This window comes from Alteribacter populi (assembly GCF_002352765.1).
GTDB lineage: Bacteria > Bacillota > Bacilli > Bacillales > Salisediminibacteriaceae > Alteribacter > Alteribacter populi.
The window spans coordinates 2,199,908-2,226,444 of record NZ_KZ293963.1; the positions used below are offsets into that span (position 1 = coordinate 2,199,908).

A 26,537-nucleotide genomic window follows, 5' to 3' on the forward strand; every position below is an offset into this window, starting at 1 on the left:
AAAACCCCCATCATGAAGATGAAGGTTTTCCGGAAATTTACAAAGAAGAAGCACGAGAACCGTCTCTATGCTTCCAAAACCTTTGGACTGTTGCCTTAGAAACATCTGATAAGTGCTGATATTGATAATGTGGATTATGGTCTTTATCTATAAGAGTTGCGCGTACCCCTTCGAAAAAATCGTGGTGATTCATAAAATTTGTAGCAAGGACTAAATCAGTAGCAAAACACTCTTCTCGTGTTTTGTTTTCTCCTTCAATTAGCTGCTTTAATGTTATTTTTAAAGAGAAAGGAGATTTTGATAGCAATGTTTCTTTTGTTTTAGTTGCCCAATCACACGATTTGTCCTCTAAAGATTTGACGATGTCTTCAATCGTTTCAAAAGAAAAGTGATAATGTATATCTTCTTGATATGCGGCTAGCTTACTTGCATTTGGAGGTAGCTCACAAAATTGACTTACGAGCTGCTTAAGTATAGTGTCTACGTCATTGTTATGCCAATTGGTTTTCTCAACATGTAAGAGAAAAGCTTCAAGATGATCATTCTTCATGTAGGTATCTGCTCCATTTATATACATAACATCTGAGGCCTGAATGACAGATGCAGTTAAGGCTAGGTAGCGTCCCGTATATCCTGGTGCTTTATTTAAGAAATAGGCAGCTCCTACATCTGGAAAGAACCCAATATTCATTTCTGGCATCGCCCATTTTGTACGGTCAGTGACAATTCGATAACTGGCTCCATAGGTTAATCCAACTCCCCCGCCCATCACAACACCATCCAAACAAGCGATAATTGGTTTCGCATATTGATAGATGCATTGGTCGACTTTATACTCTACTTCAAAAAAACGTTCTGCTTTTTCCAACGCCATTTGATTAGACTGAGCTTCATATAACGTTTTAATATCACCGCCAGCACAAAAACCTTTCTCACCACTACCTTTCATGACAATCAAGCGAACCTGGTTATCTGCTTCCCAATCTTCCAGCTTTTGTCCAATCACTTCCAACATTTCAAGAGACAATGAATTCATAGCCTTTGAGCGGTTTAGCGTTATGGTTGCTACACCATTTTCACTAACCGAATAGAGCACGTCATTCGTCAATTGTAAAACCTCCCTTTTATGAATGTAGAAAATCAGGCTTTCGCTTTTCAATAAAAGCTTGAATGCCTTCTTTTGCATCGTTAATTAAAAATAACTCAGCAAACTTTTCCCGCTCTCTTTTTAACCCGTCATCTAAGGGCTCCTGATTTCCTTGGATAATGCATTCCACTACTCGTGAAACACTTGTCATGCTCTTTCCTTCTACAAGAGTATTGGCAATCGCAACTGCAGTTTCTAACACTTCATTTTCAGAAGCTACTAATTGAATAATCCCAAGATTGACAGCTTCCTCTGCACTAAGCTGTTTGCTTGTTAATATTAAATCCAATGCATTGGCCGTGCCTGTTATCCTCGCAAGGCGTTGAGTACCTCCGAACGTCGGGAGTAGACCAAGTTTCAACTCCGGTAAACCGAGGGTCGCACTATTTGAAGCAATTCGATAATGACAACTCATCGCTAACTCTAACCCTCCTCCAAGGGCAGGACCATTAATCGCAGCAACCACCGGCTTATTCATCGTTTCGATTTCGTTACATAATGCTTGACCTGCTTCTGCCATTGCCAATCCTTTTTCTTCGTCTCCTAAAGCAGATAAAAATTCCTTTATATCCGCTCCGGCAATAAAAAACCTTCCCGCACCAGTAACGATAACAGCTCTTGTTTCTTCATCATCCGCTAACGTATTGAAGCGTGCACGCAATTCATCGATACATGCAGACGATAACATGTTTGCCGGGGGATTATTCACTTCTACGATCGTGATAAAGTTCTCTTTGATTACTTTCGTATAGTTGTATTCCACCTTGCAATACCCTCCTTCACATTTTTACCATAAAAATTTCGAGACAGCCTTTCGAAAAAAGGGAACCATCGCTTTTTCCATGGCTCCCTTGTAAAAACACAGCTTAAAACCAGCGCTCCGTAACGACTTTTTTACGAGTGTAAAATTGCACACCATCCTTTCCGTTCGTACCGAGATCTCCGTAGAAGGATGCTTTGTTTCCTGCAAATGAGAAAAACGCCATTGGAGCTGGGACATTGACATTAACGCCAATCATTCCAGCATCAATTTTTTCACGGAATCGTTGTGCGTCTTTACCACTTGATGTATAAATGACTGCGCCATTTGCAAACTTAGATTGATTCGTAATTTGAATCCCTTCTTCAAGATCCTTTACTCTTACCACACTTAATACAGGTGCAAATATTTCGTCTTGCCAAATTTTCATATCCGGCTTTACGTGGTCAAAAATCGTTGCCCCTACGTAATACCCGTCTTCATCAGTTACACCTTCTCGGCCATCTACCAATAACTCAGCGCCTTCTTCAACTCCCCGGTCAATATACCCAAGAACACGCTCTTTATGAACTTCGCGAATTAATGGCCCAACAAAGTTTTCTTCGTATCGTCCATCTCCTACTTTTAATTTACGTGTTTCTGACACGAGAACGTCCATGAATTGATCTGCAATATCATCCTCAACGGCAACAACTGAACATGCCATGCATCGTTCGCCACTACTGCCGAATGCCGATCCGATCACACCTTGAACGGTTTTGTCGATATGACAATCGGTCATAACCAGTGCATGGTTCTTTGCGCCCGCAAGTGCTTGGACTCGTTTTCCATGAGCCGTACCTGTTTGATAGACATGTTTTGCTACTGGTTCAGATCCTACAAATGAAATCGCTTTAACATCGGTATGTTCTACTAAGCGGTTTACGACATCTTTACCGCCATGAACTAAATTCAAGACACCTTTTGGAAAACCTGCCTCATAAAACAGCTCGACTAGTTTCCCTGCCAAAATAGGTGTTCGCTCTGATGTTTTCAACACAAATGTATTCCCACATGCTACGGCAAGCGGAAACATCCATAGAGGGATCATCATCGGAAAGTTGAAAGGTGTAATCCCTGCAACGACACCAAGAGGGTAACGCCAAATGGAGCCATCAATTCCTTCTGCAATATTCGGAAGTGCTTCACCCATCATTAAATTTGGTGTCGACGTCGCTAGCTCAGCCGCTTCAATTCCACGTTGAACTTCTCCGCGTGCGTCCTTTAACGTTTTACCATTCTCTAATGTAATAATTTCAGCCAATTCTTCTTTTTGTTCTTGTAATAATTGAAGATACTTGTATAGCAACCTAGATCGTTGTGGAACTGGTACTTCAGACCACGATGGATAGACACGCTGAGCCGCTTCGATCGCACGATTAGTGTCTTCTATTGTAGATAATGTGACGTGCGCAATGACCTTTCCATTTGCGGGATTGGGAACCGCTTCAACCTCTGTGCCAGTAGAATTTTCCCATTTACCATCAATATGATTTTGAATATGTTGGACTTTTGTCGTAATCATTCCATCATCTCCTTTCCCGATAATAAAGACGGCGTCTGTTCACTAATTTTACGATAAAGAACAGACATATCTTTTTCACCAAACCCATTTTTCTCCACTTCTTCGTACATTGAAAACAACGCCTTACTTATTGGTAAATCTAGTTCCTTCTTCTCTGCCAAATCTAGCGCAAACCGTAAATCCTTGTTCAAAAGCTTTAAAGAGAAGCCGGGTTCATATTGATCGCTTGCTATAAAGCTTTTGTAATTCCGTTCGTAAATTCGACTTTGACCATAACTAACATTTAAAATAGTAAACAATTGATCTAAGTCTAAATCACTTTGTTTCGCTAGGTTAAGTGCTTCACTTACCCCTGCCGTATAAAAACCGATGAGGAGATTGTTAATGAGTTTTGTAACCGTTCCACTTTCAATTTTTTCACTAATATGGACAACATTTTCGCCTAATGTATCCAATACCGGTAATGCTTTCTCATAGGCTTCTCTTGGACCACCGATCATGAACGTTAGTGTTCGATTGAGCGCACCGACAACGCCTCCGCTGACAGGTGAAGCTAAGTAATCAATGCCATTTTTTTTAGCAGCTTTTTCAATTTTACTATTAGTTTCCGGAGTGACCGTACTCGTGTCAATGAGTACGGTATTCGGGTGGCTGTTTCTAACGAGTCCCTCGTCTCCTAAAAAAATGGACTCTACTGCATCAGTAGATGGTAAGCTTGTTATAATAACATCACAATTTTGTCCCAAAGAAGGAATGGAAGCGCCAATCGCCCCCCCTGCTTGTTGAAAAGAAGCTTCAGCGTCCGCATTTAAATCAGAACCATAAACAGTATAGCCGGATTCGATTAAATTACTAGACATCGGGAGCCCCATGTTCCCAAGTCCAATAACCGCTATTTTTTCCATTTTAATTCCTCCATTTAAATGTTTATCGAGCTCGATCGGTGATCTCTTTTGCAATCTCTCGTTTATACGAAAATAGATTGTTGTATAGAGGAATATGAAGATGACGGACTTCATTTAGCAGGCTCTTTTTATCCTCTTCATTCGATACGATCCCAGATATAAAAGAGATGACGGCCTTTTCCACTCTACGGAAGCCTTCCTCACATAAAACATTTGTCATCAATTGCTTGATCTTCTCTTTTTCCGGACCATTTTTTGCTTTAGCTTTTTCTGTGCGCAAATAGGACGACTCCATTACATACAAATCGCTCATCGTATCAGCTAATATTCGTAACAATTCTTGCTCTTTCTCAACCTTAAGACCAGATACAGAAAACGCTTTTAAGGATTGGTTAAGTAATTGTTTAGATAGTTGAATGTACTGTCCATTTCGATCACTGTTTGTTTCACTTGTCATGTCTGTTGTTGTAAATCGAGATTGCCGGAATTTCTTCAACAACGATTTTGCGATTGTCAAACGATTAATTTCGTTTGTACCTTCAAAGATGCGACTAATTCTAGCATCTCGATATAACCGTTCTACTTCGTTTTCTTCCATATAGCCATATCCACCATGTATTTGAACGGCTTCATCTACAACTCTACCAAGCACTTCTGAACACTTCACTTTGTTAATCGCACATTCCATCGCATAATTGGCGATCTTTTTGTTTATGTTATCGCCGTTATCTGCTAATTGGATCACCTCATCTAACACACCAGCTGTTCGGTACGTAGCACTTTCCGCTCCGTATATAGAGGTAGTCATATTTGCGATTTTTTCTTGAATAATTGTAAAATCGGCGATGGGCTTTTTAAACTGCTTCCGTTCTTTCGCATACTTAACTGACAATTGAAGTGCCTGTTTAGCCGAACCAATATTCGCAAACGCAAGCTTAAGACGTGCCATGTTTAATATATTTAGTGCAATATGATGACCTTCACCAACTTCTCCAAGTACATTTTCATTTGGTATTAAAACATCTTCTAATATGAGCGTTGCTGTAGAAGATCCTTTAATCCCCATCTTCTTTTCTTCTGAACCAATAGATACACCTTGAAACGTTCTTTCAACGATGAAAGCCGTCATGCCTTTTGCTGTTTTTGCGAAGACGACATATACATCAGCAATATGGGCATTCGTAATCCACTGCTTTTCTCCATTCAGTACCCACGCTGTGCCCTCATCATTTTGCACAGCGCTCGTTTTTGGGTTTAATGCATCAGAGCCTGCATTTGATTCCGTTAATGCATAGGCGCCAATCCAAACCCCTGAGGAAAGCTTAGATAAATATTTTTGTTTTTGTTCCTCCGTTCCGAAATAAACGTATGGTAATGTACCGACACCAGCATGAATATTAAATGCAACGCCAAATGATCCACCATAACCCATTTTTTCTGCTACAAGGCCTGATATTTTTTTATTTAAGGACAATCCTCCACATGCCTCTGGAACTTCGATCCCTAGTAAACCAAGCTCTCCTGCTTTTTCAAATAGTTTGCGGGCGATCCCATAATTGTGTTGCTCTAGAGACTGTAATTGAGGGACAACTTCTTGGTTTACATATAGTTCTGTTGTTTTCGATATGAGATGATCTTCGTCGCTGAAATCTTCCGGCGTAAAAAGATCAACACTCGTCTCATGTGATAAAGAATGAAGCGCTAATTCATCCATCACGACCCTCCTCATCTTCAATGTTCATCAGGTATAACTGTTTTGGCTATCTCACTATCTAAGTCCTCAAATTTATAATAGGAAATCGTTTCATACAATTCACTTCTCGTTTGCATCTTTGAAAGGCGATCCTTTTGAGAGCCTTGCTTTTTAATCATTTGAAACACGTCTTCGTATGCTTTAGCGGCAACTCGAAGTGATGTGACTGGATAGATCACCATCTGAAATCCCATGCTTGCAAATTGTTCTGCCGTATAATAAGGTGTTTTTCCAAATTCGGTCATATTCGCAAGCAATGGTGCCGTTATTTTATTTGAAAATACGCGAAATTCCTCTTCTGACTGGAGCGCCTCGGGAAAAATGGCATCTGCACCTGCTTTAATGTATGCTGTTGCCCTATCGATAGCGGAATCTAAGCCTTCAACACCTCGAGAATCTGTCCGTGCTACGACAACCATATCTGGTGCTACTTCTTTAATCGTTTTTATTTTTTGTACCATCTCTTCTGTTGAAATGAGCTGTTTTCCGTTTAAGTGTCCACATTTTTTGGGAAGCTGCTGGTCTTCAATTTGAACGGCTGCTACATTTGCTTCCATCATTTCTCTAGCTGTACGTGCGACATTCAATACACCTCCAAAGCCAGTATCGATATCAACAAGGACAGGCAGATTTGTAGCTCGTACAAGATCTCGAGCTCGATCTGCCATTTCTGTTGACGTGACAATACCCAAATCCGGTAAACCGCGACTAGCTGTATAGGCTGCTCCTGATAAATAAAGTGCCGAAAACCCTGCACTTTTTGCAACTAAGGCAGCCATCGCATCATGAGCACCTGGAATTTGCAGGATTTCTGGAGATGATATTAGCGAACGAAATTGATCTGCCAGCTCTTTTTGTGTTACCTGTTGATCTACTATCCAAGCCATCTAGGAGTCCTCCTTATTAAACTAAGAACAAATCGACAAATTTTTTAACACTCATTTTTTCTAATGTTTCTTGGTCATAACAAACATCTTCAATCCTTTGTGTCTGTTTCCTTGGAAAATGATTTTTTATATTACTAGAAAATTTCTCTTTAATCTTAGGAATGGCTTCTTCCCTACGGAAGCGGTGACCTAGCGGGTATTCAATTGCCACATTTTCAGTTGAACTTCCATCTTTAAAATGAACCTGAACGGCATTGGCGATTGAGCGCTTGCTCGGTTCAAGGTAATCACGACTGTACTGTTCATTTTCTAAAACGACCATTTTATCCCTTAAACGATCAATGTTAGTATCTAAAGCTACACCATCCTCATAATGCTCGGCTTTAATATCCCCTTTCAACAAGCCGATTGCGGTAATGTACTGTAAGCAGTGGTCGCGATCGGCCGGATTGTGGAGTGGTCCTTTTTTATCAATAATACGGATAGCAGATTCATGTGTCGTGATCGTAATGCTATCAATATCATCAAGACGATCTTTCACTTGTGAGTGAAGCTGTACAGCACATTCTGCAGCCGTTTGTGCATGAAATTCTGCTGGATAGGACACTTTAAACAACACATTTTCCATTACATAGGAGCTTAAAGGACGACCGAGCTTCAATTCTTTTTTATTGAATAATACATCTTGAAAGCCCCATCCTGGAGCTGAAAGTGCAGATGAATACCCCATTTCTCCCTTTACAGCCATCATCGCTAAGTAAACACCTCTGCTCGTAGCGTCACCTGCTGCCCACGACTTACGTGATCCCGTGTTTGGAGCCTGCCTGTACGTACGTAAGCTGGAATTGTCTATCCACGCGTTAGATAGTGCGTTCGTAATTTCCTCAGCACGACCACCTAACATTTTCGTGACCACCGCTGTCGTCGCAACCTTGACAAATAGCACGTGATCCAAACCAACTCGATTTAAACTATTTTCTAAAGCAAGCACACCTTGAATTTCATGTGCCTTAATCATCGCCTCTAACACGTCTTTCACTGTTAGCGCACTTTTACCCTCTGCTACATTCTGTCGGCAAATGTAGTCTGCCACAGCTAAAATACCACCAAGGTTATCAGATGGGTGCCCCCACTCTGCTGCTAGCCATGTGTCGTTATAATCAAGCCAGCGAATCATACAGCCAATATTAAAAGCTCCTTGAACGGGGTCTAGTACATACGGCGTTCCTGGAACTCGACTACCATTGGGTACAACCGTTTCAGGTACGATTGGTCCTAACAATTTCGTGCAATCTGGATAGTCTAATGCAAGAACTCCACAGCCAAGGGTATCAAGCAAAACATAACGAGCAGTATCAAACGCCTCTGAGCTAGTAATCTCTTCATGCAGTACATAGTCAGTAATTTCCTCTAATAAACGGTCTACATTGGTTTGTTCATTAAGTTGTAGCAATTGAATCTTCCCTTTCTAAATGTAATGGTTTAAGTCATGCTCCTGAAAGCAGCGTTTACAAGTGGTATAAACAGCTGCGAGATAAATCAATCGTTGCAGACATGTTGTTTTCCTGTATAAAGTACACGCGGACGGAACAGTCGATTATTGTTGTGCTGTTCAATCACGTGAGCACATAACCCTATCGTTCTAGCACTGAAGAAGATAGGTGTATACAATGGAATCGGAATTCCAAGCATCCAATATACAGGAGCTGCATAATAATCCAAATTCGGATAAAGCCCTTTTTCTCTTTCCATAACCTTTTCTCCTGCTTCACACATCTGGTAAAGCAAATTGTTACCTTTCACTTCACACAATTGCTTTAACGCTTCCTTCATCATAAGTGCTCTTGGGTCCATTTTCTTCATATATACACGATGTCCAAAACCCATAATCCGTTCTTTTTTAAATAACTTTCGTTCCAACAATTCCTCAAACTGCTCTACCGTTTCCACCTGAAGCAGCATATACATGACTGCTTCATTTGCACCACCATGTAAGTTCCCTTTCAATGAAGACACTGCCCCTGTCAGTGCCCCATACAAATCAGCGTTTGTGGAAGAAATGACTCTTGCAGTAAACGTGGAATTAGGCATCTCATGTTCACTATATAAAACAAGAGACTTATCAAAGATTTGTTCTTCTAATGACGTTGGCTTCTTTCCCGTAAGCATATAAAAGAAATTGGCACTATACGACAAGCTCTGAAGTGGAGCTACGGGTTCATTTTTATTAATGATCCGATAACTGTTACTAACGATGTTTGGAACCTTCCCTAGTAGTTTATAAGCTCGATCCCTATTCACTGTTAAAGAACGGTCCTCCAGTTGGTTGTCGTAACCTGCAAGAGCAGATATCCCTGTACGTAGCCCGTCCATTGGGTGCGTTTGCTCTGGCAAAAGCTTAAAGCCGTCCAACACTCCTCGCGGCAGCTCATACTCCTTCTTTAACACCTCTTGCACAGCTTTCTTTTCATCGTTCATAGGAAGTGTCTTTTCAAGTAAAAGATGGACGACATCCAAATACTCCTTTGTTTGAGAAAGCTCAATAAGATCATACCCCTGAATGACAATTTTCCCTTGCACTGTATCTAAAAGAGAGATTTCTGTTTCTGCAGCAACTACCCCTTCAAGTCCTGGAGAATACTCCACTTTAGATTCCATCTTCATCCTCCCATCCAAATAAATCCTCATTTATAATTTTGTAAGCCTTTTCAAGATTTCGTAAATAAGTATATCTCCGTTTTCTCATTCAAATTTTTTATTTCAGTATTTAGCCATTGATAATTTGTTTGCAAAGTAGAAGAGTTTCTTAAAATGTAATTGTTCATAATGCAACTCTTGAAGTGATTCATAAAATAGTCGACTGTTCCAAACATAGCTTCTCCTCCATCATGACCATTACTGAATTTCAGTAATAAAAAAAACAACTCCCGAAGAAGTTGTTAAGTCACGATTGTATACTTAAATAAACATGCTAATGACTAGAATTTAAAAGCATGCTTTCCATTTCGCACTTAACACCCCCTATCCGCGTAGGTATTGATGCTTGCTAAAACAGGCAGGTCTCCTGGCTTATGATCATCGCGTTTCGAACCTTCCCGTTTTCCCATCACGGAAAACAGTGGTGTTTTCGAATTGCTCCCAAATACAGTTGCGGGACAGCGTCGGATTTTAACCGAACTTCCCTTTTAAGCAGATAAGAAATTATCTACACCTATTTTTTCTAAAACTATTTACTTTTACCAATCCAATATAACAATTTTTCTGAAAATTTACAAATGGTTTTTTGTGTGATTGGAGTTGTAGCGTTCTATTTCGTGTATAAATTGCGGTTTTACACCGATATATTTCATTCGAGAAAGTTACTCTAATGCTAGGTTCTGTGGATAAAAAAGCTTGTTGCTAAGCAAATACTTGCCCAAAAAGCAATAAACTTTACGAAAACAGTCGTTTATTTTAAAAGAGTGTCTCAAAAGGTGAAAAATTGACCTTTCTAATTCGGCTTTTTAAAATAAATTATTGAACCAATTCCTAATAGAAAGAAAGAATGTTTGGAATACATTCTTATTATCTTCTGTTTTCACCTGTTTAGCATTCTCATCTCTTGTTGATACGTCTAATAACTGTGCATCTACGCCCTCAACGACCTGAACCATCTCTGCGCCATATTCGTCATAAATAATTTGTGCGTTCTCTTCATTAAAAGGTAAGATCCCAACGTCGACTTGATTATTAATAACATCAACACCGGTATGGTGAATCGTTATACCTCGATCTTCAAATTCACTTAAATCAATTTCCTCTTGCTTTTTTGTTAATTCACTTTCCGTATAAGTAACTTCACGTAATTCGATTTCGGCAGGCTCTTCTACTAAATTCTTTATATCTTGTTTCGCTTCTTCACTAATTTGTTCTATAAAGGAAAACACGAGCACCCCTAAATCTCTTTGTTCACGATCAATATGCATGCTCACGAAAACATCATCTTCTATATTTTCATCAATATAATCCATAATGTTTTCAGTCACCTCAGTATGATTCGGATCAACCCCTTGTTCTTCCCATTCCTGCATTTGTTCTGTAAAGGAATCTACTTCACCACTTTCCGCTAAAGTAAATTGCCCCCCAAACCCTGAAAGAGAAAAAATCATAACACCACTTACAGTTAACACGACTTTTTTAATCGGTTTCATTTGAATAGCTCCTTTCTTATACATGATCGCCTTACTAGCAACTGTGCTCTTCAGCTAAACTAGAAGATAATTGGATATTGTTTCTATGTATTAAGACGTCTCTTTATGTGAAGAGTTACAGTTCATAATCCTCATAACTGTCTCTTACAACGAAAGAAATACGATTTTGAGCAATCCTTAAAGTAACATATAAAGCATAACCTTTCCTACCTACTAAAAAAACTTCCGAAACATGCTTCGGAAGTCTTCATAAGTTTATGTATGGTGGAGACGGTGGGAATCGAACCCACGTCCAGAGATAACGATACCTAAGCGTCTACGAGTGTAGTCAGTTTATTAGCGTTTCGCCATCACTTCAGCCAGCTGACAGGCTTCCGTGTAACTATCCTGATTGATCTCTTCCTCTTGTCCTCAGGCGGTGGACGCAAGGCGTATCCCACTATAAGTGAGTCCCTGATCCTTCACATGGGCGATGAAGGGAGGAACCGCAAGCAACTGTTACGCTGCTAGTGCGAAGTTGTTTTCTTCTTTGCCAACTATAGGCGATGAGCGTTTTATACGAGGACACTCAGCTCGACTCGCAACTTAAGCTCGACCTACCCCTGTCGAATCCAGAACGTCCCCATGAGATAAAATGGGAAAGCTGGAGAACATGAATAGATGCTATTCAATTTTTCTGTCGTTGGAAAAACCACCATTTCTCCGTCCGACAATTACTATTATAACACACGCATATTTCCGGTCAAATGGAAAACTCCTCCGCCAATGGAACGGCTTGCTGACGTTGTTAGCGTCCTAACTGATGGTCCTTAAATGCACGTTCGATATCACGTTTCGCTGCTTTTTTCTTTAGATCCTCACGTTTATCGTATTTCTTTTTCCCTTTTCCAAGACCGATTAAGACTTTCGCAAATCCACCTTTTAGGTAGACCTTCAGCGGAACGAGTGTATAGCCTTTTTCTTTTGTCATACCGATAAGCTGGTTGATTTGCTTTCGGTGCATGAGCAATTTCCGCGTTCTTACTGGATCGTGATTATAGCGGTTTCCTTGCTCGTAGTGGCTAATGTGCATGTTATGAATCCACGCTTCACCGTTACTTATTCGGGCAAAGGAATCCTTTAGGTTCAATCTGCCAGCACGAATCGACTTAATCTCGGTTCCTGTCAGTACAATGCCTGCTTCATACGTTTCTTCAATATGATAATCGTGTCTTGCTTTTTTATTTTGAGCGACTAATTTACCTTCTCTAGCCATATTGGTTGCATCCTTTCAAAACGTGCTTCGATTCCTTTATCATATCAAATGAAACGTCATTTGTTAATGATTAGAAAGCATTGCTGTAGACAATTTGATCTTAGTTCGTCCAGATCTCGACATTCAAGGAGAGATTTCCAGTAAAGAGGAGCTATTTTCCTGAATTCAGTAGGTTTTTTCAGCAACGATCACTTGGATTTCAGTTTTCTTAACATAGCCGCAAGCTTTGCATAAAAAAATTCTTCTGCAATAAGCAATGGATATTCTGCATTTCGACTTCTCTTTAAAAAGCGAGACTCTCGAAACGCAGAATTCCCATAAGGCTCAAAAAATCCAAACCCACAATCGATGAGTTTGGATTTTTTTATCTACTATTTTCGTTTCTTTTTCTTCTTTTTTCCTGTACCTTTCGGGGCTCGATCGTAAAACGGCTTATCTTTTCCACCGTCGCCTTTACGCTTACCGTTTTTGCCTTTGTCACCAAGCTTCAATCCATCTTTTCCTTTTTTACGAGATTGACGCTTCCCGCCTTCGATGACTTTCGGCGCATCTTTCTTCTTCGCTTTACGCTCCTTCATCCCGACGATTTCAAAGTCAATGATTCGTTCCTCTACATTGACATTAATGACGCGAATGTCGATTTGATCACCGATTCTAAACACCTTACCGGTACGCTCTCCAATCATCGCGTATTGTTTTTCGTCGTAATGATAATAATCGTCAGTTAAGTAACTTACGTGAACAAGGCCTTCGATCGTGTTCGGCAATTCAACAAACAAGCCAAATCCTGTAACACCACTAATAATCCCTTCATATTCTTCACCGACTTTATCTTCCATGTACTGAACTTTTTTCAGCTCGTCGGTTTCACGAGAGGCATCTTCTGCACGGCGCTCTAATTCAGAAGTATGATCGGTTAAAGTAGGAAGCTTTTCTTCCCAGTAGGCCTGAATCCGCTCATCGGTTTTCTTTTCGAATAAATACGTACGAATCAATCGGTGGACTATTAAATCCGGATAACGGCGAATCGGTGATGTAAAGTGTGTGTAAAAGTCGGCTGATAAACCAAAGTGACCGACATTATCTGGATCATACTTTGCTTGACGCATCGAGCGGAGCATAACCGTACTAATGACGGCTTCTTCCGGCTCCCCTTTAGCCGCGTCAAGAATATCTTGCATCGCTCGAGGGTGAACCGTGTTGGCACTTCCTTTCACGACGTACCCGAAGTTCGTGATGAATTCGAGAAATTTGTTCAACTTCTCCTCATCGGGATCTTCATGTATTCGATAAACAAATGGAAGTTTTAGCCAATGAAAATGCTCAGCAATTGTTTCGTTTGCAGCGAGCATGAATTCTTCAATTAATTTTTCCGCAACGGAACGATCACGAAGGACCACATCTGTCGGTTTCCCGTCTTCGTCTACAAGAACTTTCGCTTCTTTAAAATCAAAGTCAATCGCACCACGATCAAACCGTTTTTTTCGTAAAATAGCAGCAAGCTCTTCCATTTGTTTGAAGAAAGGGACGAGAGATTCATAACGCTTCGTCACTTCTTCATCTTCTTCTTGAAGAATTTTTCGTACATCTGTGTATGTCATTCGTTCCGTTGTTTTAATAACGCTCTCAAAAATTTCATGGTTGACGACTTCTCCTTGAGGGGAAATTTCCATCTCACAGCCGAGTGTAAGCCTGTCCACTTGCGGATTCAGAGAGCAAATTCCGTTTGATAGTCTGTGCGGAATCATCGGAATCACACGATCTACTAAGTAGCAGCTCGTCGCACGTTCATAAGCTTCCGCATCAATTGGAGAGCCTTCCTTTACATAATGTGAAACATCGGCAATGTAGACGCCTAGTATATAATTTCCGTTATCTAGCTTCTCGACTCGGACCGCGTCATCTAAATCTTTAGCATCTGCACCATCGATAGTCACAATGGTTTTGTCCCGCAAATCTTTACGATGGTTAATCTCGTCGGGACTGATTTCATCTGGAACCGAATGCGCGTGATCGATGACTTCCTGAGGAAACTCTCCTGGAAGACCGTGCTTATGGATGATCGATAAAATATCGACGCCCGGGTCGTTTTTATGACCGAGAATTTCAATAACTTCTCCCTCTGCACTCATCCGGCCCTCAGGATATTTCGTAATTTCGACAACTACTTTGTGGCCGTCAACGGCTCCGCCTTCTTTTTTCTTTGGAATAAAAATATCATGCGGAATACGTTTATCATCTGCTACTACAAACCCGTAATGCTTGTCATCTACATAGGTTCCAACCGTTTGTTTTACACCACGCTCTAAAATGCGGATAATCGTACCTTCAGGTTTGGATCCACTTGAATTAGAATGAAGACGGACGAGTACTTTGTCCTTGTTCATGGCATTGTTCATATCAGCGCCTGAAACGTAAATATCATCAAAGCCTTCTTCTGTACGTACAAAGGCAAAACCTTTAGGATGCATAATGACGGTCCCGCGGATGAGGTTCATTCTGTCAGGTAGGCCATATCGATTACTGCGAGTGCGAACGAGCTCCCCTTCTTCCTCCAATTCATTTAAAAGTTTGACAAAAGCCTTGAATTGGCTGGAGTCTGACACTTCTAGTGCTTCTTCAAGATCTTTGATAGATAGAGGTTTGTCCGCTTCTTCTTTCATGTAATTAAGTACAAATTCTTTTGTTAGTTCTGTCATTTTTACCGCTCCTTTCCCTAGGACCACCGCTGCACAAGGTACCTTATTTAAACATTCCAGTCCAGCTTCTCAAGAAACTGATACACGTCTTCATGCAACTCGTCCTTTTCTTTATCCAACGTAATGATGTGGCCAGATTCTTCATACCATTTTAAATCTTTCACGTCGGACTCCACTTCGTTATAAATGATGTTTGCACTATCTGTGTCGATCATTTCATCGTGCCTAGCTTGTACTACAAAGACAGGTGCGTAAATCATGTCAACATTTTCACGCACTTCCTGGTTTAATTCTTGCAACGCTTTTAATGTGTTCATCGGTGTCTTTTCAAATTCCTTCATTTCTTCTTCAATTTGCTCTTCTGACTTTTTTTCATAACGTTTATATTTACGTGCGTATTCAAGAACGCCTTGATACATCGTTTCTTCGCTCTTAATATACATCGGTGCACACATCGGCACAATTCCCTTTATAGGTAGTGTGTACCCAATCTTAAGGGAAAATACACCTCCTAAGGAAAGTCCAGCCACTGCAATTTCCTCGTAACCTAACTCTTTTAAATGATCATACGCTTCTTGAACATCCTTCCACCAGTCTTCAGGACCTGTATGTACAAGCTCCTCCGGCGGAACCCCATGTCCTTTATACTGAGGTGCATGGCACGTATACCCTCTTTTCTCTAAGTATCTGCCTAGCATCCGGACATCTGCAGAGTTTCCCGTGAACCCGTGCAAAAGTAAAACAGCACGGTCCCCCCCTTCAAATGTAAATGGCTTCGGTTGTGAAATTTTCATCATGATCTCTCTCTCCTTCTCACAGCTGTTAATACTCATGTGTATTCAAGACACTAAACATAGAAAGCATGCCGATGAATGGAAAGCGGCATGCAGCTTTTACCCGTGTTCTTCTTCACCCTCTTAAGCTGATCCATCTTCTGTTAAAAGACAGCGATCGTATCAAGGAGTAGTGGTTTTAGCTGGCAAAACCAATTATAATTGTTTGCATTCTCGAGATAGTATACCCTTTTTTCCTAAGATTGAATGTGTTGATAAATATATTGGGCACATTTTTCGGTAGAACTAGTCCATTGCGACCTGCTTGAATAATATTTGTGTCGGCATGTTATGTAAAAGCATCCGACTGACCTACTTGACTAGAAACCTGCGTGGTTTGACTAGATCCACGCAGGAAAACAAACTCGGATTTTAGGTTGACTAAATCAACATCAATCCTCATTATCATACGAAAAAAGGTCGTCCCATGTCACGGAACAAGCTCACTCTTTCACGTATCTTCTCTCTGTAATAAGTTGGTGCTAACTGATCTTTTATGCATAAGAACAACAGCGTCAGCTCGCATGTTTTAAAGTCTCAAGGATGCTTTTCCCTTGAGACGAGCGGCTTGAAGGTAGCTGTCCTCTTATAAATGCTTTTTTATGAAAAAAACAGCAAGGATCATATCCTCACTGTTAGCTTCGTTACGTTATTTTTACATGTAAAATGCAACAGCAATTGTTAAAAGGAAAAACAATACAGCAAGAACGACGGTAGACTTGCTTAAGAAAGCTTCCAAGCCGCGTGCTTTTTGTTTACCCATTAACTGCTCAGCACCACCAGAGATTGCTCCAGAAAGGCCTGCGCTACGTCCAGATTGTAACAATACAACTGTAATGAGCATAATGGAGACAATAACAAGAAAAACCGATGTGACAGCTAACAATCTCTACACCTCCATCCGACACTTAAACCTATTCTAATCTTATCAAAAAAGGATAAGCACTGCAATAGCGGAGTACGGGGACTGTCCCCGCACAATTTTGTGTAAAATTGTGGGGGTGGTGGGGCTTGCTTTGTTGGCGCTGTCTTGAGCGATTCTCATGTTGAAAATGGACCGCCTAATACGAAAAAACCGCTGTAATGCACAGCGGTTTTTAATACTTGTCATCGTGTGTAATTACTTGCTTAAGTGATAGAACGCGTCACGGCCAGCGTAACGGCCGATGTACTCGAGCTCGTCTTCAATGCGAAGAAGCTGATTGTATTTTGCTACACGGTCAGTACGAGACGGTGCCCCTGTTTTAATTTGTCCTGCGTTTGTTGCAACAGCGATGTCAGCAATCGTGCTGTCTTCTGTTTCACCAGAGCGGTGAGAAATTACGGAGGTGTAACCTGAACGCTTCGCCATTTCGATTGCGTCGAACGTTTCAGTCAACGTACCGATTTGGTTCACTTTGATCAAGATTGAGTTTCCAACACCTTGCTCAATGCCTTGAGAAAGCTTGTTTGTGTTCGTTACGAAAAGGTCATCGCCAACAAGCTGAACCTTATCACCGAGAGAATCGGTTAGCTTCTTGAATCCGTCCCAGTCGTTTTCGTCCAAACCGTCTTCAATAGAAACGATTGGGTACTTAGAGCAAAGGTCTTCGTAGTAAGCGACCATCTCTTCAGACGTTTTTACAACACCTTCACCTTTCAAGTTGTACTTGCCGTCTTCATAAATTTCAGAAGCTGCTACGTCCATGGCAAGAACGATATCATCACCTGGCTTGTAACCAGCTTTTTCAATCGCTTCGATAATAGTAGAAAGCGCTTCTTCGTTGGATGACAGGTTAGGAGCGAATCCACCTTCATCACCTACAGCTGTGTTATAGCCTTTATCTTTTAATACTTTTTTCAAGTTGTGAAAAATTTCCGCTCCCATACGAAGCGCATCGCCGAATTTTTCAGCTCCAACTGGCATTATCATGAATTCTTGAATATCGACGTTGTTGTCTGCGTGCTCACCACCGTTTAAGATATTCAGCATTGGTGTTGGAAGCGTCTTAGCGTTGAAGCCTCCAAGGTAAGTATAAAGAGGTACACCGAGTGCTTCAGCAGCCGCTCGAGCAACAGCGATAGAAACACCAAGGATCGCGTTTGCACCTAATTTTTCTTTATTTTCCGTTCCATCAATTTCGATCATTAATTGGTCAATGCCAACTTGATCTAATGCATCAAAACCAACAAGTTCTGGTGCGATGACTTCGTTTACGTTTTCAACAGCTTTTGTAACGCCTTTACCCATCCAAGCGTCTCCACCATCGCGAAGCTCTACTGCTTCATATTCTCCAGTAGATGCGCCACTTGGTACGAGGGCACGGCCGAATGCGCCGCTTTCAAGAGTTACTTCAACTTCTACAGTCGGATTCCCGCGAGAATCCAATACTTGACGTGCATATACATCAAAAATTGCCGTCATGTCCAACACTCCTTTTAAGTAAGTTTGTTTAGTCTTTAATCAATGATTTGCCTGTCATTTCTTTTGGCTGGTCAACACCTAAAAGTTGAAGCATTGTTGGAGCTAAATCCCCAAGAATGCCGTCTTCACGGATTTGAACGTCTTTATCTGTTACAATCACAGGTACAGGGTTCGTAGTGTGGGCTGTCATTGGCTTGCCTTCCATCGTCTCAATTTCATCTGAGTTCCCATGGTCTGCTGTAATTATTGCATGACCACCTTTTTCGACGATTTTATTCACCACTCGTCCTAAACATTCGTCAACAGCTTCAATGGCTTTGACCGTCGGATCCATTTTTCCGGAATGCCCAACCATGTCCGGGTTAGCGTAGTTTAAAATAATCATATCATGCTTGTCTTGCTCAATTTCACCTACAAGGGCATCCGTCACTTCATAAACGCTCATTTCCGGCTTCAAGTCGTAGGTAGCCACTTTCGGTGAATCGATCAAAACTCGTTCTTCACCTTCGAACTTCTCTTCACGCCCGCCACTGAAGAAGAATGTAACGTGGGGATATTTTTCTGTTTCTGAAATACGCAGCTGCGTGAGTCCTGCTTTTGAAACGACTTCTCCTAATGTGTTATCGAGATTCGCTGGTTCAAAGGCGACAAATCCATCTACTGTTTCACTGAAATGCGTCAAGCATACATAGTGTACGTTATTAGGGAATTTTTTACCACGGTCGAAATTACTAAACTCAGCGTTTGTAAACACTTGTGACATTTGGATTGCGCGATCCGGCCGGAAGTTAAAGAAAATGATAGCATCGTCATCTTGAATCGTACCAACCGGCGTTTCTCCGTCTTCTTTCGTCATCACAGACGGAAGCACGAATTCGTCATGGATATCATTCTTATACGAATCTTCCAAAGCATCAAGTGCATTACGGTACTTTAAGCCGTCACCATGAACCATGGCACGATAGGACTTTTCAACTCGATCCCAACGCTTATCCCGGTCCATCGCATAGTATCGACCTTGAATCGAGGCAATTTCACCAATCCCTAATTCTTTTAACTTGTCTTGAGTTTCTTTAATGTATTTTTCCGCAGATTGCGGCCCTACGTCACGACCATCTAAAAACCCGTGCAGGTAAACTTGCTCGACACCGTTTGCTTTTGCCATCTCAAGCAGTGCAAACATATGGTCAATATGACTGTGAATACCTCCATCAGATAAAAGCCCGTATATGTGAAGGTTCGTTCCTTTTGTTTTTACATGTTCCATTGCATTTAGAAATGTTTCATTCGCAAAGAATTCCCGTTCCCGAATGGCCATGTTCACACGCGTCAAACTTTGATAAACAACGCGGCCTGCACCGATATTTAAGTGCCCCACTTCAGAGTTCCCCATCTGCCCTTTTGGAAGACCTACCGCTTCACCACTAGCGGTGAGGGCGGCATGGGGATACTCTTCCCAGTAACGGTCAAAGTTCGGCTTTTTTGCTTTTTCAACAGCATTTCCTTTTTTCTCATCGCGCAACGCAAAACCATCCAAGATGATCAGTGCGGTTGGTTTTTTACTCATTTCCTGCCTCCACTAGCTGTAAAAAGGATTGAGGATCAACGCTCGCACCACCGACAAGAGCACCATCAATATCAGACTTACCTAATAGCTCCTCAATGTTTGCAGGTTTGACGCTTCCACCGTATTGAATACGGACAGCATTCGCTGCCTCTTCTGAAAATGTCGATTTCACTACGCTACGAATGACACCGCACGTCTCGTTCGCATCATCAGCAGAAGCGGTTTTTCCAGTTCCGATTGCCCAAATGGGTTCATAAGCGATAACGGTTTGTTTCACTTGCTCTTCAGAAAGACCTTCGAGGCCTTTTTTAACTTGAGTTGTCACGACATCTGCTGTTTTATCTGCTTCTTTTTCTTGAAGCGACTCACCAACACAAACGATAGGTGTTAAATTGTGGGTAAATGCAGCGTGTACTTTGTGATTGACGCTCTCGTCAGTTTCACCGAACATGTCACGTCGTTCAGAATGACCGATGATTACGTACTCAACTCCGATATCCCTCAATGCAACCGGACTAACTTCGCCAGTGAAAGCTCCATTTTCTTCAAAGTGCATGTTTTGAGCACCAATCTTTAAGTCACTGCCTTCCACTTCCTTTGTTAACGCATCTAAAAAGAGCGCAGGTGAGCAAACAACGGCGTCAACCGATTCCTTGGAAGGGATAAGTCCTTTAACTTCCTGAACGAAGTCAACTGCCTCTTGCTTCGTTTTATTCATTTTCCAGTTTCCTGCAATAATTGGTTTGCGCATTTTAAACCTCCTAAAAGCAATTCGTTCTTATGTTTATTTATCGTTTAACGCTACAACACCAGGAAGCTCTTTACCTTCCATAAACTCTAAAGAAGCTCCGCCTCCTGTAGAAATATGGTCCATGCTGTCAGCCATTCCAAATTTCTCAACAGCAGCAGCAGAGTCACCTCCACCGATTACTGTGTAAGTGCCTTCAGATTTTGCCAAAGCATCTCCAACAGCTTTCGTCCCATTAGCGAACAGTTCAAGTTCGAAAACCCCCATCGGACCGTTCCAGATCGCAAGTTTAGAAGAGGAAATGACTTCGCGGAAGGTTTCTCTTGTTTTTGGACCGATATCTAAGCCTTCCCAATCGCACGGGATGCTATCGATTGCAACGACTTTTGTGTTGGCTTGTTCACCAAAATCATCAGCTACTACAATGTCTTCCGGCATATAAAGCTTGACACCATTCTTTTCGGCTTTCTCCATGAACTGTTTTGCCAAATCAAGCTTATCTTCTTCAAGAAGTGATTTGCCAATCTCATAGCCGCGAGCTTTAATGAATGTATAAGCAAGTCCGCCACCGATAATCAAGTTATCTACTTTATCTAATAAGTTATCGATAACTCCGATTTTGTCCTTTACTTTTGCTCCACCAATGATCGCTGTAAATGGTCGCTCTGGTTCGGAAAGAGCTTTTCCTAATACATCGAGCTCTTTTTCCATTAATAAACCTGCAGCAGCCGGTAAATGATGAGCGATACCTTCAGTAGAAGCATGAGCACGGTGAGCTGCACCAAATGCATCGTTTACGTAAACGTCTGCAAGCTCAGCAAATTCTTTGGATAGATTTTCATCATTTTTCTCTTCGCCTGCCTCGAAGCGGACGTTCTCAAGAAGAACAATTTCACTTTCGTCAAGTTGTTCAATCGCTTTTTTCGGCTCTTCACCATAAACCTCATCCGTTTTAAGTACTTCTTTGCCAAGTAAATCAGACAAACGCTTGGCTACTGGATCTAACCGAAGCTCTTCAACGACTTCACCTTTAGGACGGCCTAAGTGGCTTGCTAAAATGACTTTAGCACCTTTTTCAGAAAGGTTTTGTATGGTCGGTAACGCTGCACGAATACGAGTGTCATCAGTAACTTCACCGTCTTTCATAGGAACGTTGAAGTCAACTCGACAAAATACTCGTTTCCCTTTTAGTTCGAAGTCACGAATTGTTTTTTTGTTCATGAAGATGCCTCCTCATTTAAATTCAATTATGGATCGTCAAATTGTTAGAAAGTTAGTCACAAAAATGAAAGAGGAAACCGGACACTTTCGTTTCCTCTTTCATATGTGGATTGGATAAGAGAGGTTTATAGACCTTTTTTAGCGATATAGTCAACAAGGTCTACAACACGATTAGAATAGCCCCACTCATTGTCGTACCAAGAGATGACTTTAACCATATTGCCTTCCATAACCATTGTAGATAAAGCATCGATTGTAGAAGACTCAGGATTTCCGTTGTAATCACCTGATACAAGTGGCTCTTCGCTGTATCCAAGTACACCGTTCAACTCGCCTTCAGCTGCTTCTTGAAGAGCTGCGTTTACTTCTTCAGCCGTTACGTCTTTGTCAAGCTCAGCAACAAGGTCTACTAAAGATACGTTTGGCGTTGGAACTCGCATAGCGCCACCGTTTAGCTTTCCGTCAAGCTCAGGAAGGACTAAAGCAACCGCTTTTGCAGCTCCTGTTGTTGTTGGAATGATGTTTTCTGCTGCAGCACGCGCACGACGGTAATCTTTGTGAGGTAAGTCAAGAATTTGCTGGTCATTCGTGTAAGAGTGAACAGTTGTCATCATTCCTCGACGGATTCCGAACTTGTCATTCAAGACTTTTGCAAATGGTGCTAGACAGTTCGTTGTACATGAAGCGTTAGAGATTACGTGATGGTTGCTAGCATCGTAGCTGTCCTCATTTACACCCATAACCACTGTAATATCTTCTTCTTTAGCAGGAGCAGAAATGATCACTTTTTTCGCGCCAGCTTCGATATGTTTCGCAGCATCGGCACGTTGAGTGAAGCGGCCAGTAGATTCAACTACCACTTGAACTCCTAGGTCTCCCCAACCTAATTTTGCAGGATCACGTTCAGCAAGTACTTTGATTTCTTTGCCATCTACTACTAGGTTGTCACCTTTTACTTCAACTGTTACATCTAATTTCCCGTGTATAGAGTCGTACTGTAGTAGGTGTGCAAGCATATCAGCATCTGTTAAGTCATTTACTGCAACAACTTCCACTTCAGAGTTGTTTAATGCTGCTCGGAAAACGTTACGTCCGATACGTCCAAATCCATTAATACCAATTTTTGTTGCCATAATAATAGCTCCTCCTTAAGTTAGGTAAAGAAAGTTTTTATATTTCAAAGGGGATTCCCCTTGATACACATTATTTAACACGTGCTGTAGTGCATTTTAAACGTCCATTTCATCGAGCATCGCTTTTGCAGCCCCTTCATCCGTCACAAGAACCTGGCTCGGCCCCTGTTTCAAATAAGCTTGAATAGCATGCCCTTTAGACGCTCCTCCTGCAACGGCAATCACATACGGAATAGACGTTAAATCTTCTAGCTGCAGACCAATTGTAAGGACTTTATGAATAATATCCCCCCTCTGATCAAAATAATAACCAAAGGCTTCGGCTACTGCTTGCTTTTGAAGAAGTTTTTCAACAATTTCCTGTGATGATTGTCTGCGCTCAGCCATTGTCTTCGCTTCACCAATGCCATGAACAACAATGGTAGCTGAGCGAATCAAGTTTAAAATCTCTCGAACAGAAGGCTCTTCTACGAGAGACGCATACGATTCCTTACTTAATTGATCAGGTACGTGAAGCAATCGGTACTCACCGGACGCTTTTCTCGCCATCTCAGCACAGATCGTATTTGCTTGATTTTCAACCTGTTCGCCAAGTCCTCCTCTAGCAGGAACAAACAAAGCGTTTTCCATCTCGCCATCAGGTGTCATCATATCTGCAACTGATGAGATCGACGTACCGCCAGTAACGGCAATGATGTTTCCTTTTTTAGCAAGCCTTTTCTTCATAAGAGAAACTGCAGCACGGCCCATCTCTTTTTTTACCCACGGAAATTCATCGCTGTCTCCAGGTACGATTATCACGTCTTGAAGGTGAAGTTGCTCCTTCAATTTCCGTTCGATTGTTTTTAAGTCAAAGGTTTCTTTCATCACTTCTTCTAATTGAACAAGTAAATTGTACCCTTCTTCTGTGAGTGTCATTCCCGACGCCGCAACATCAATTAACCCTTGCTCTTTTAAAAAAGTCACTTCACTGCGAAGAATCCGTTCTGACATTTCCAGGCTAGTTGCGAGACTTCTTCTTCCGATTGGCTGCATGAGCCGGACAAAGCGGAGAATACGATAACGCATTCCCATCGTTTCTACGAGATCAGGAAGCAATTTTTTCTGAATATCTAACAATCGATTCATCTTTAGCGACTCCTTTTGTTTCGCCCGTTTTTATGTACGCATTTCGGGTTATAACAAGAAAAGCGCATGGAGCTAGACACCGAAACGTAGATTTTATACTTTCTTAACTCTTAACAAAGTCTTATCGACCTCTTTTCGTTCGGGACCAAAAAAGTCCCTCATAGACATATTATGTCCCAGATAGGCGAAAAAAAAAGATCCTTTCTTTGCCAATTGAAAATTAGAAATAGACTTTTGTCTACTTACTGACATTGTAGCAAGGAAAGAATCATCATTCAAGAATTAACTTTTAATTGGATCACTTTAATCCAAAATAGAGGGCAAAAGGACTTGGTAAGGTCCATTTATAACTAGAATACCGTTATTTTTCCCGCATCTTTTGAATATCCTCTATTTTTTGTTTTAAGGTAAATGAAGAAAGGATCCCTTCATCTAACACAATCCCTTTATCATCCGTTACGACAGGGATTCGAATTTGATATAACTCAAGTAAACGGTCATCATCATAAATATCAACTTCTTCTATGATAAAATCAAAATTATCTTTTAGTAGCTTTAAAAAAGAAAGCCCCTTCTCACATAAAGGACATTGTTTTTTCGTGTAAAAATATAGCTTCATCTTAAAGAAATCCCCTGTCTACTAATCGTGTCTTTACGTAAATCGTTTTCGTTGCGAAGAAGAAGGAATGTGCATTTCATCACGGTATTTAGCTACCGTTCGTCTAGATACATGAAGATCGTACTCTGCCTTTAGCAAGTCGGCCAGTTTTTGGTCGGATAATGGTTTCCTTTTTGATTCCTGGTCAACTAACCGCTTCATATAAATCTTTACTTTTTCAGAAGAAGCACCGTCTCCTCCATTTGAATTTCCTCCAACCATGGAAGTGAAAAAATACTTCAGCTCGAATACTCCCCGAGACGTTTGCACATATTTCTTTGTTGTCGCACGTGAAACAGTCGATTCATGAACATCAACACTTTCTGCGATTTGTTTTAAAGTCAGAGGCTGTAAATAACCTGGGCCGTGTTCGAAAAATGCCTCTTGGTGCTCCACTATGGCCTCTGTAACTTTCTTAAGCGTCTCCTGTCGTTGAACAATACTTTTGATGATCCACTGCAATTGTTCGTATTTTTGTTTTAAATATTCATCGACTTCATCATTCTTTTCTTGGAGCATCCGTTCATATCCCCGATTTAGAGACACTTTTGGTAAGTGCTGTTCGTTTAGCATCACTTTGTATTCACCGTCGATTTCCTTCACGGTCACATCAGGAGTCACATATTCAGCTGGTTCATCATGAAACACAGCACCCGGCCTCGGATTTAAAGTTTGAATAAGATCTGACACACTTTGAATATCAAAAACGTCTACCTGTTCTAGTTTGGCGATTTTTTGGTATTGCTTTTTCGCAATAAGATCTAGATTATTTTCCACGACCCGTTCTGCCAAAAGGTCTCGATTTTCTAGTTGTCGCAATTGCAAAAGCAAGCATTCCTTTATAGATGTTGCGCCAATCCCCGCAGGTTCAAGGCTTTGTAACACGTTTAACGCTTTGGCTGCCTCTTCGATCGGTTCTTGCAATTCCTCCGCTAACTTATCTAATGAAAAAGGTAAATAGCCATTTTTGTCTATACTCAGAGCCAAGTAAACCACGCTTCGCCGGAGTTGATCTGAAATCTCTAAAAACCGGATTTGCGCTAAAAGAAAATCTTGTAGCCCCTCTTCTTGTTCACTCACATTATCAATGACAGAATAATCATCATCGTGGTCTTGACGATTTCTACTATCATAATAAGGTGTTTGTAAATTCATATTGTCGCGAACGAGCTCTTCCTGGGCTCGGTTTTCCTTCAGTTCGATTAACGGATTTTCAAGCTGCTGTTCGTGTAAGTAATGATTCAAATCCAACACGGAATATTGCAAAATGGTAATCGCTTGACGAAGTTCATTCGTCATGACCAGCTTCATTGTCTGCTGTTGGTATAAACCTAAGTCCATGTTCATCATGAGGTACCCCCCCCTCAATTAAGTATACAGGAGCGGACAAAATCGTGAAAACACTCTGTATTAAGAAAAGCGCAAGGCGCCCGCTTACCTTTCGAAAAAACACAGTCACTCCTATGATTTTTCCTTTTCATAAACGTCCATCGTTATTCACTCCTATTTTACCACAGTGTGTATGCGCTTACGGTAAGTAATTTTTGTCACAGACGGTTTGACATTTTAAATAGAAAAGGCGTTTGAACTCGTATATAATAGGCTATCATGAAAAGTGTCGATTTTTTTATTCACTACACATGAACGAATCATTTGACCTTCATTGACCTTTATGGTTATGATAA

General features: G+C 41.1%; 21 protein-coding genes, 1 other RNA gene and 1 riboswitch. All 22 genes read right to left on the minus strand.

The window, feature by feature from the left end:
• Positions 1-37: 37 nt before the first annotated feature.
• Entirely contained in the window at positions 38-1,108 is a 1,071-nt protein-coding gene (locus tag CDZ94_RS10735) for an enoyl-CoA hydratase/isomerase family protein (RefSeq protein ID WP_096436894.1), read from the minus strand.
• A 16-nt stretch (positions 1,109-1,124) separates the two neighbouring features.
• Positions 1,125-1,910 carry an enoyl-CoA hydratase-related protein gene (locus tag CDZ94_RS10740; RefSeq protein ID WP_096436896.1) on the minus strand — a complete coding sequence of 262 codons (786 nt, stop codon included), beginning with the start codon at positions 1,908-1,910 and terminating at the stop codon, positions 1,125-1,127.
• A gap of 103 nt (positions 1,911-2,013) precedes the next feature.
• A complete protein-coding gene (locus CDZ94_RS10745; RefSeq protein WP_096436897.1) occupies positions 2,014-3,471 on the minus strand; it encodes a CoA-acylating methylmalonate-semialdehyde dehydrogenase in 1,458 nt (485 codons plus the stop codon).
• On the minus strand, positions 3,468-4,376 hold the full coding sequence (locus CDZ94_RS10750; RefSeq protein WP_096436899.1) for an NAD(P)-dependent oxidoreductase: 909 nt from the start codon (positions 4,374-4,376) through the stop codon (positions 3,468-3,470). The genes CDZ94_RS10745 and CDZ94_RS10750 overlap by 4 nt, the downstream gene beginning before the upstream one ends.
• A 22-nt stretch (positions 4,377-4,398) precedes the next feature.
• The gene (locus CDZ94_RS10755) at positions 4,399-6,090 is read right to left on the minus strand and encodes an acyl-CoA dehydrogenase family protein (protein WP_232735697.1); all 1,692 of its coding nucleotides are present in this window, start codon (positions 6,088-6,090) and stop codon (positions 4,399-4,401) included.
• Positions 6,091-6,107: 17 nt separating this feature from the next.
• Positions 6,108-7,016, minus strand: coding sequence for a methylisocitrate lyase (gene prpB, locus CDZ94_RS10760; RefSeq protein WP_096436901.1), 909 nt, complete (start codon positions 7,014-7,016; stop codon positions 6,108-6,110).
• Between the two features lie 16 nt (positions 7,017-7,032).
• Positions 7,033-8,469, minus strand: coding sequence for a bifunctional 2-methylcitrate dehydratase/aconitate hydratase (locus CDZ94_RS10765; RefSeq protein ID WP_096436903.1), 1,437 nt, complete (start codon positions 8,467-8,469; stop codon positions 7,033-7,035).
• Between the two features lie 86 nt (positions 8,470-8,555).
• The gene (gene mmgD / locus CDZ94_RS10770; RefSeq protein WP_096436905.1) at positions 8,556-9,674 is read right to left on the minus strand and encodes a citrate synthase; all 1,119 of its coding nucleotides are present in this window, start codon (positions 9,672-9,674) and stop codon (positions 8,556-8,558) included.
• A 379-nt stretch (positions 9,675-10,053) separates the two neighbouring features.
• Positions 10,054-10,246, minus strand: a riboswitch (cobalamin riboswitch).
• Positions 10,247-10,519: 273 nt separating this feature from the next.
• Positions 10,520-11,206, minus strand: a complete 687-nt coding sequence (locus tag CDZ94_RS10775; RefSeq protein ID WP_096436907.1) for a hypothetical protein — start codon at positions 11,204-11,206, stop codon at positions 10,520-10,522.
• Positions 11,207-11,468: 262 nt separating this feature from the next.
• Positions 11,469-11,830, minus strand: a transfer-messenger RNA (tmRNA) gene (gene ssrA, locus CDZ94_RS10780).
• A 163-nt stretch (positions 11,831-11,993) separates the two neighbouring features.
• Positions 11,994-12,461 (minus strand): SsrA-binding protein SmpB, encoded by a 468-nt coding sequence (gene smpB, locus CDZ94_RS10785; RefSeq protein ID WP_096436909.1) that lies wholly within the window; start codon positions 12,459-12,461, stop codon positions 11,994-11,996.
• A 371-nt stretch (positions 12,462-12,832) separates the two neighbouring features.
• Positions 12,833-15,160, minus strand: coding sequence for a ribonuclease R (gene rnr / locus CDZ94_RS10790; protein ID WP_096436911.1), 2,328 nt, complete (start codon positions 15,158-15,160; stop codon positions 12,833-12,835).
• 47 nt (positions 15,161-15,207) lie between these two features.
• A complete protein-coding gene (locus CDZ94_RS10795; RefSeq protein WP_157812150.1) occupies positions 15,208-15,954 on the minus strand; it encodes an alpha/beta hydrolase in 747 nt (248 codons plus the stop codon).
• Between the two features lie 694 nt (positions 15,955-16,648).
• Positions 16,649-16,879, minus strand: a complete 231-nt coding sequence (gene secG, locus CDZ94_RS10800) for a preprotein translocase subunit SecG (protein WP_096436915.1) — start codon at positions 16,877-16,879, stop codon at positions 16,649-16,651.
• A gap of 234 nt (positions 16,880-17,113) precedes the next feature.
• Positions 17,114-18,397, minus strand: coding sequence for a phosphopyruvate hydratase (eno, locus tag CDZ94_RS10805; RefSeq protein ID WP_096436917.1), 1,284 nt, complete (start codon positions 18,395-18,397; stop codon positions 17,114-17,116).
• A gap of 28 nt (positions 18,398-18,425) precedes the next feature.
• Positions 18,426-19,964: a 2,3-bisphosphoglycerate-independent phosphoglycerate mutase gene (gene gpmI / locus CDZ94_RS10810; protein ID WP_096436919.1), complete on the minus strand. Its 1,539-nt coding sequence runs from the start codon at positions 19,962-19,964 to the stop codon at positions 18,426-18,428.
• A complete protein-coding gene (gene tpiA, locus CDZ94_RS10815; RefSeq protein WP_096436921.1) occupies positions 19,957-20,715 on the minus strand; it encodes a triose-phosphate isomerase in 759 nt (252 codons plus the stop codon). Before tpiA ends, gpmI begins: the two co-directional genes overlap by 8 nt.
• A gap of 33 nt (positions 20,716-20,748) precedes the next feature.
• Positions 20,749-21,933, minus strand: coding sequence for a phosphoglycerate kinase (locus CDZ94_RS10820; protein ID WP_096436923.1), 1,185 nt, complete (start codon positions 21,931-21,933; stop codon positions 20,749-20,751).
• 125 nt (positions 21,934-22,058) lie between these two features.
• Positions 22,059-23,066, minus strand: a complete 1,008-nt coding sequence (gap, locus tag CDZ94_RS10825) for a type I glyceraldehyde-3-phosphate dehydrogenase (RefSeq protein WP_096436925.1) — start codon at positions 23,064-23,066, stop codon at positions 22,059-22,061.
• A 96-nt stretch (positions 23,067-23,162) separates the two neighbouring features.
• Entirely contained in the window at positions 23,163-24,194 is a 1,032-nt protein-coding gene (locus CDZ94_RS10830) for a sugar-binding transcriptional regulator (protein WP_096436927.1), read from the minus strand.
• Positions 24,195-24,555: 361 nt separating this feature from the next.
• The gene (locus CDZ94_RS10835; RefSeq protein WP_096436929.1) at positions 24,556-24,813 is read right to left on the minus strand and encodes a glutaredoxin family protein; all 258 of its coding nucleotides are present in this window, start codon (positions 24,811-24,813) and stop codon (positions 24,556-24,558) included.
• Positions 24,814-24,846: 33 nt separating this feature from the next.
• A complete protein-coding gene (gene rpoN / locus CDZ94_RS10840) occupies positions 24,847-26,202 on the minus strand; it encodes an RNA polymerase factor sigma-54 (RefSeq protein ID WP_096436931.1) in 1,356 nt (451 codons plus the stop codon).
• Between the last annotated feature and the right edge of the window lie 335 nt (positions 26,203-26,537).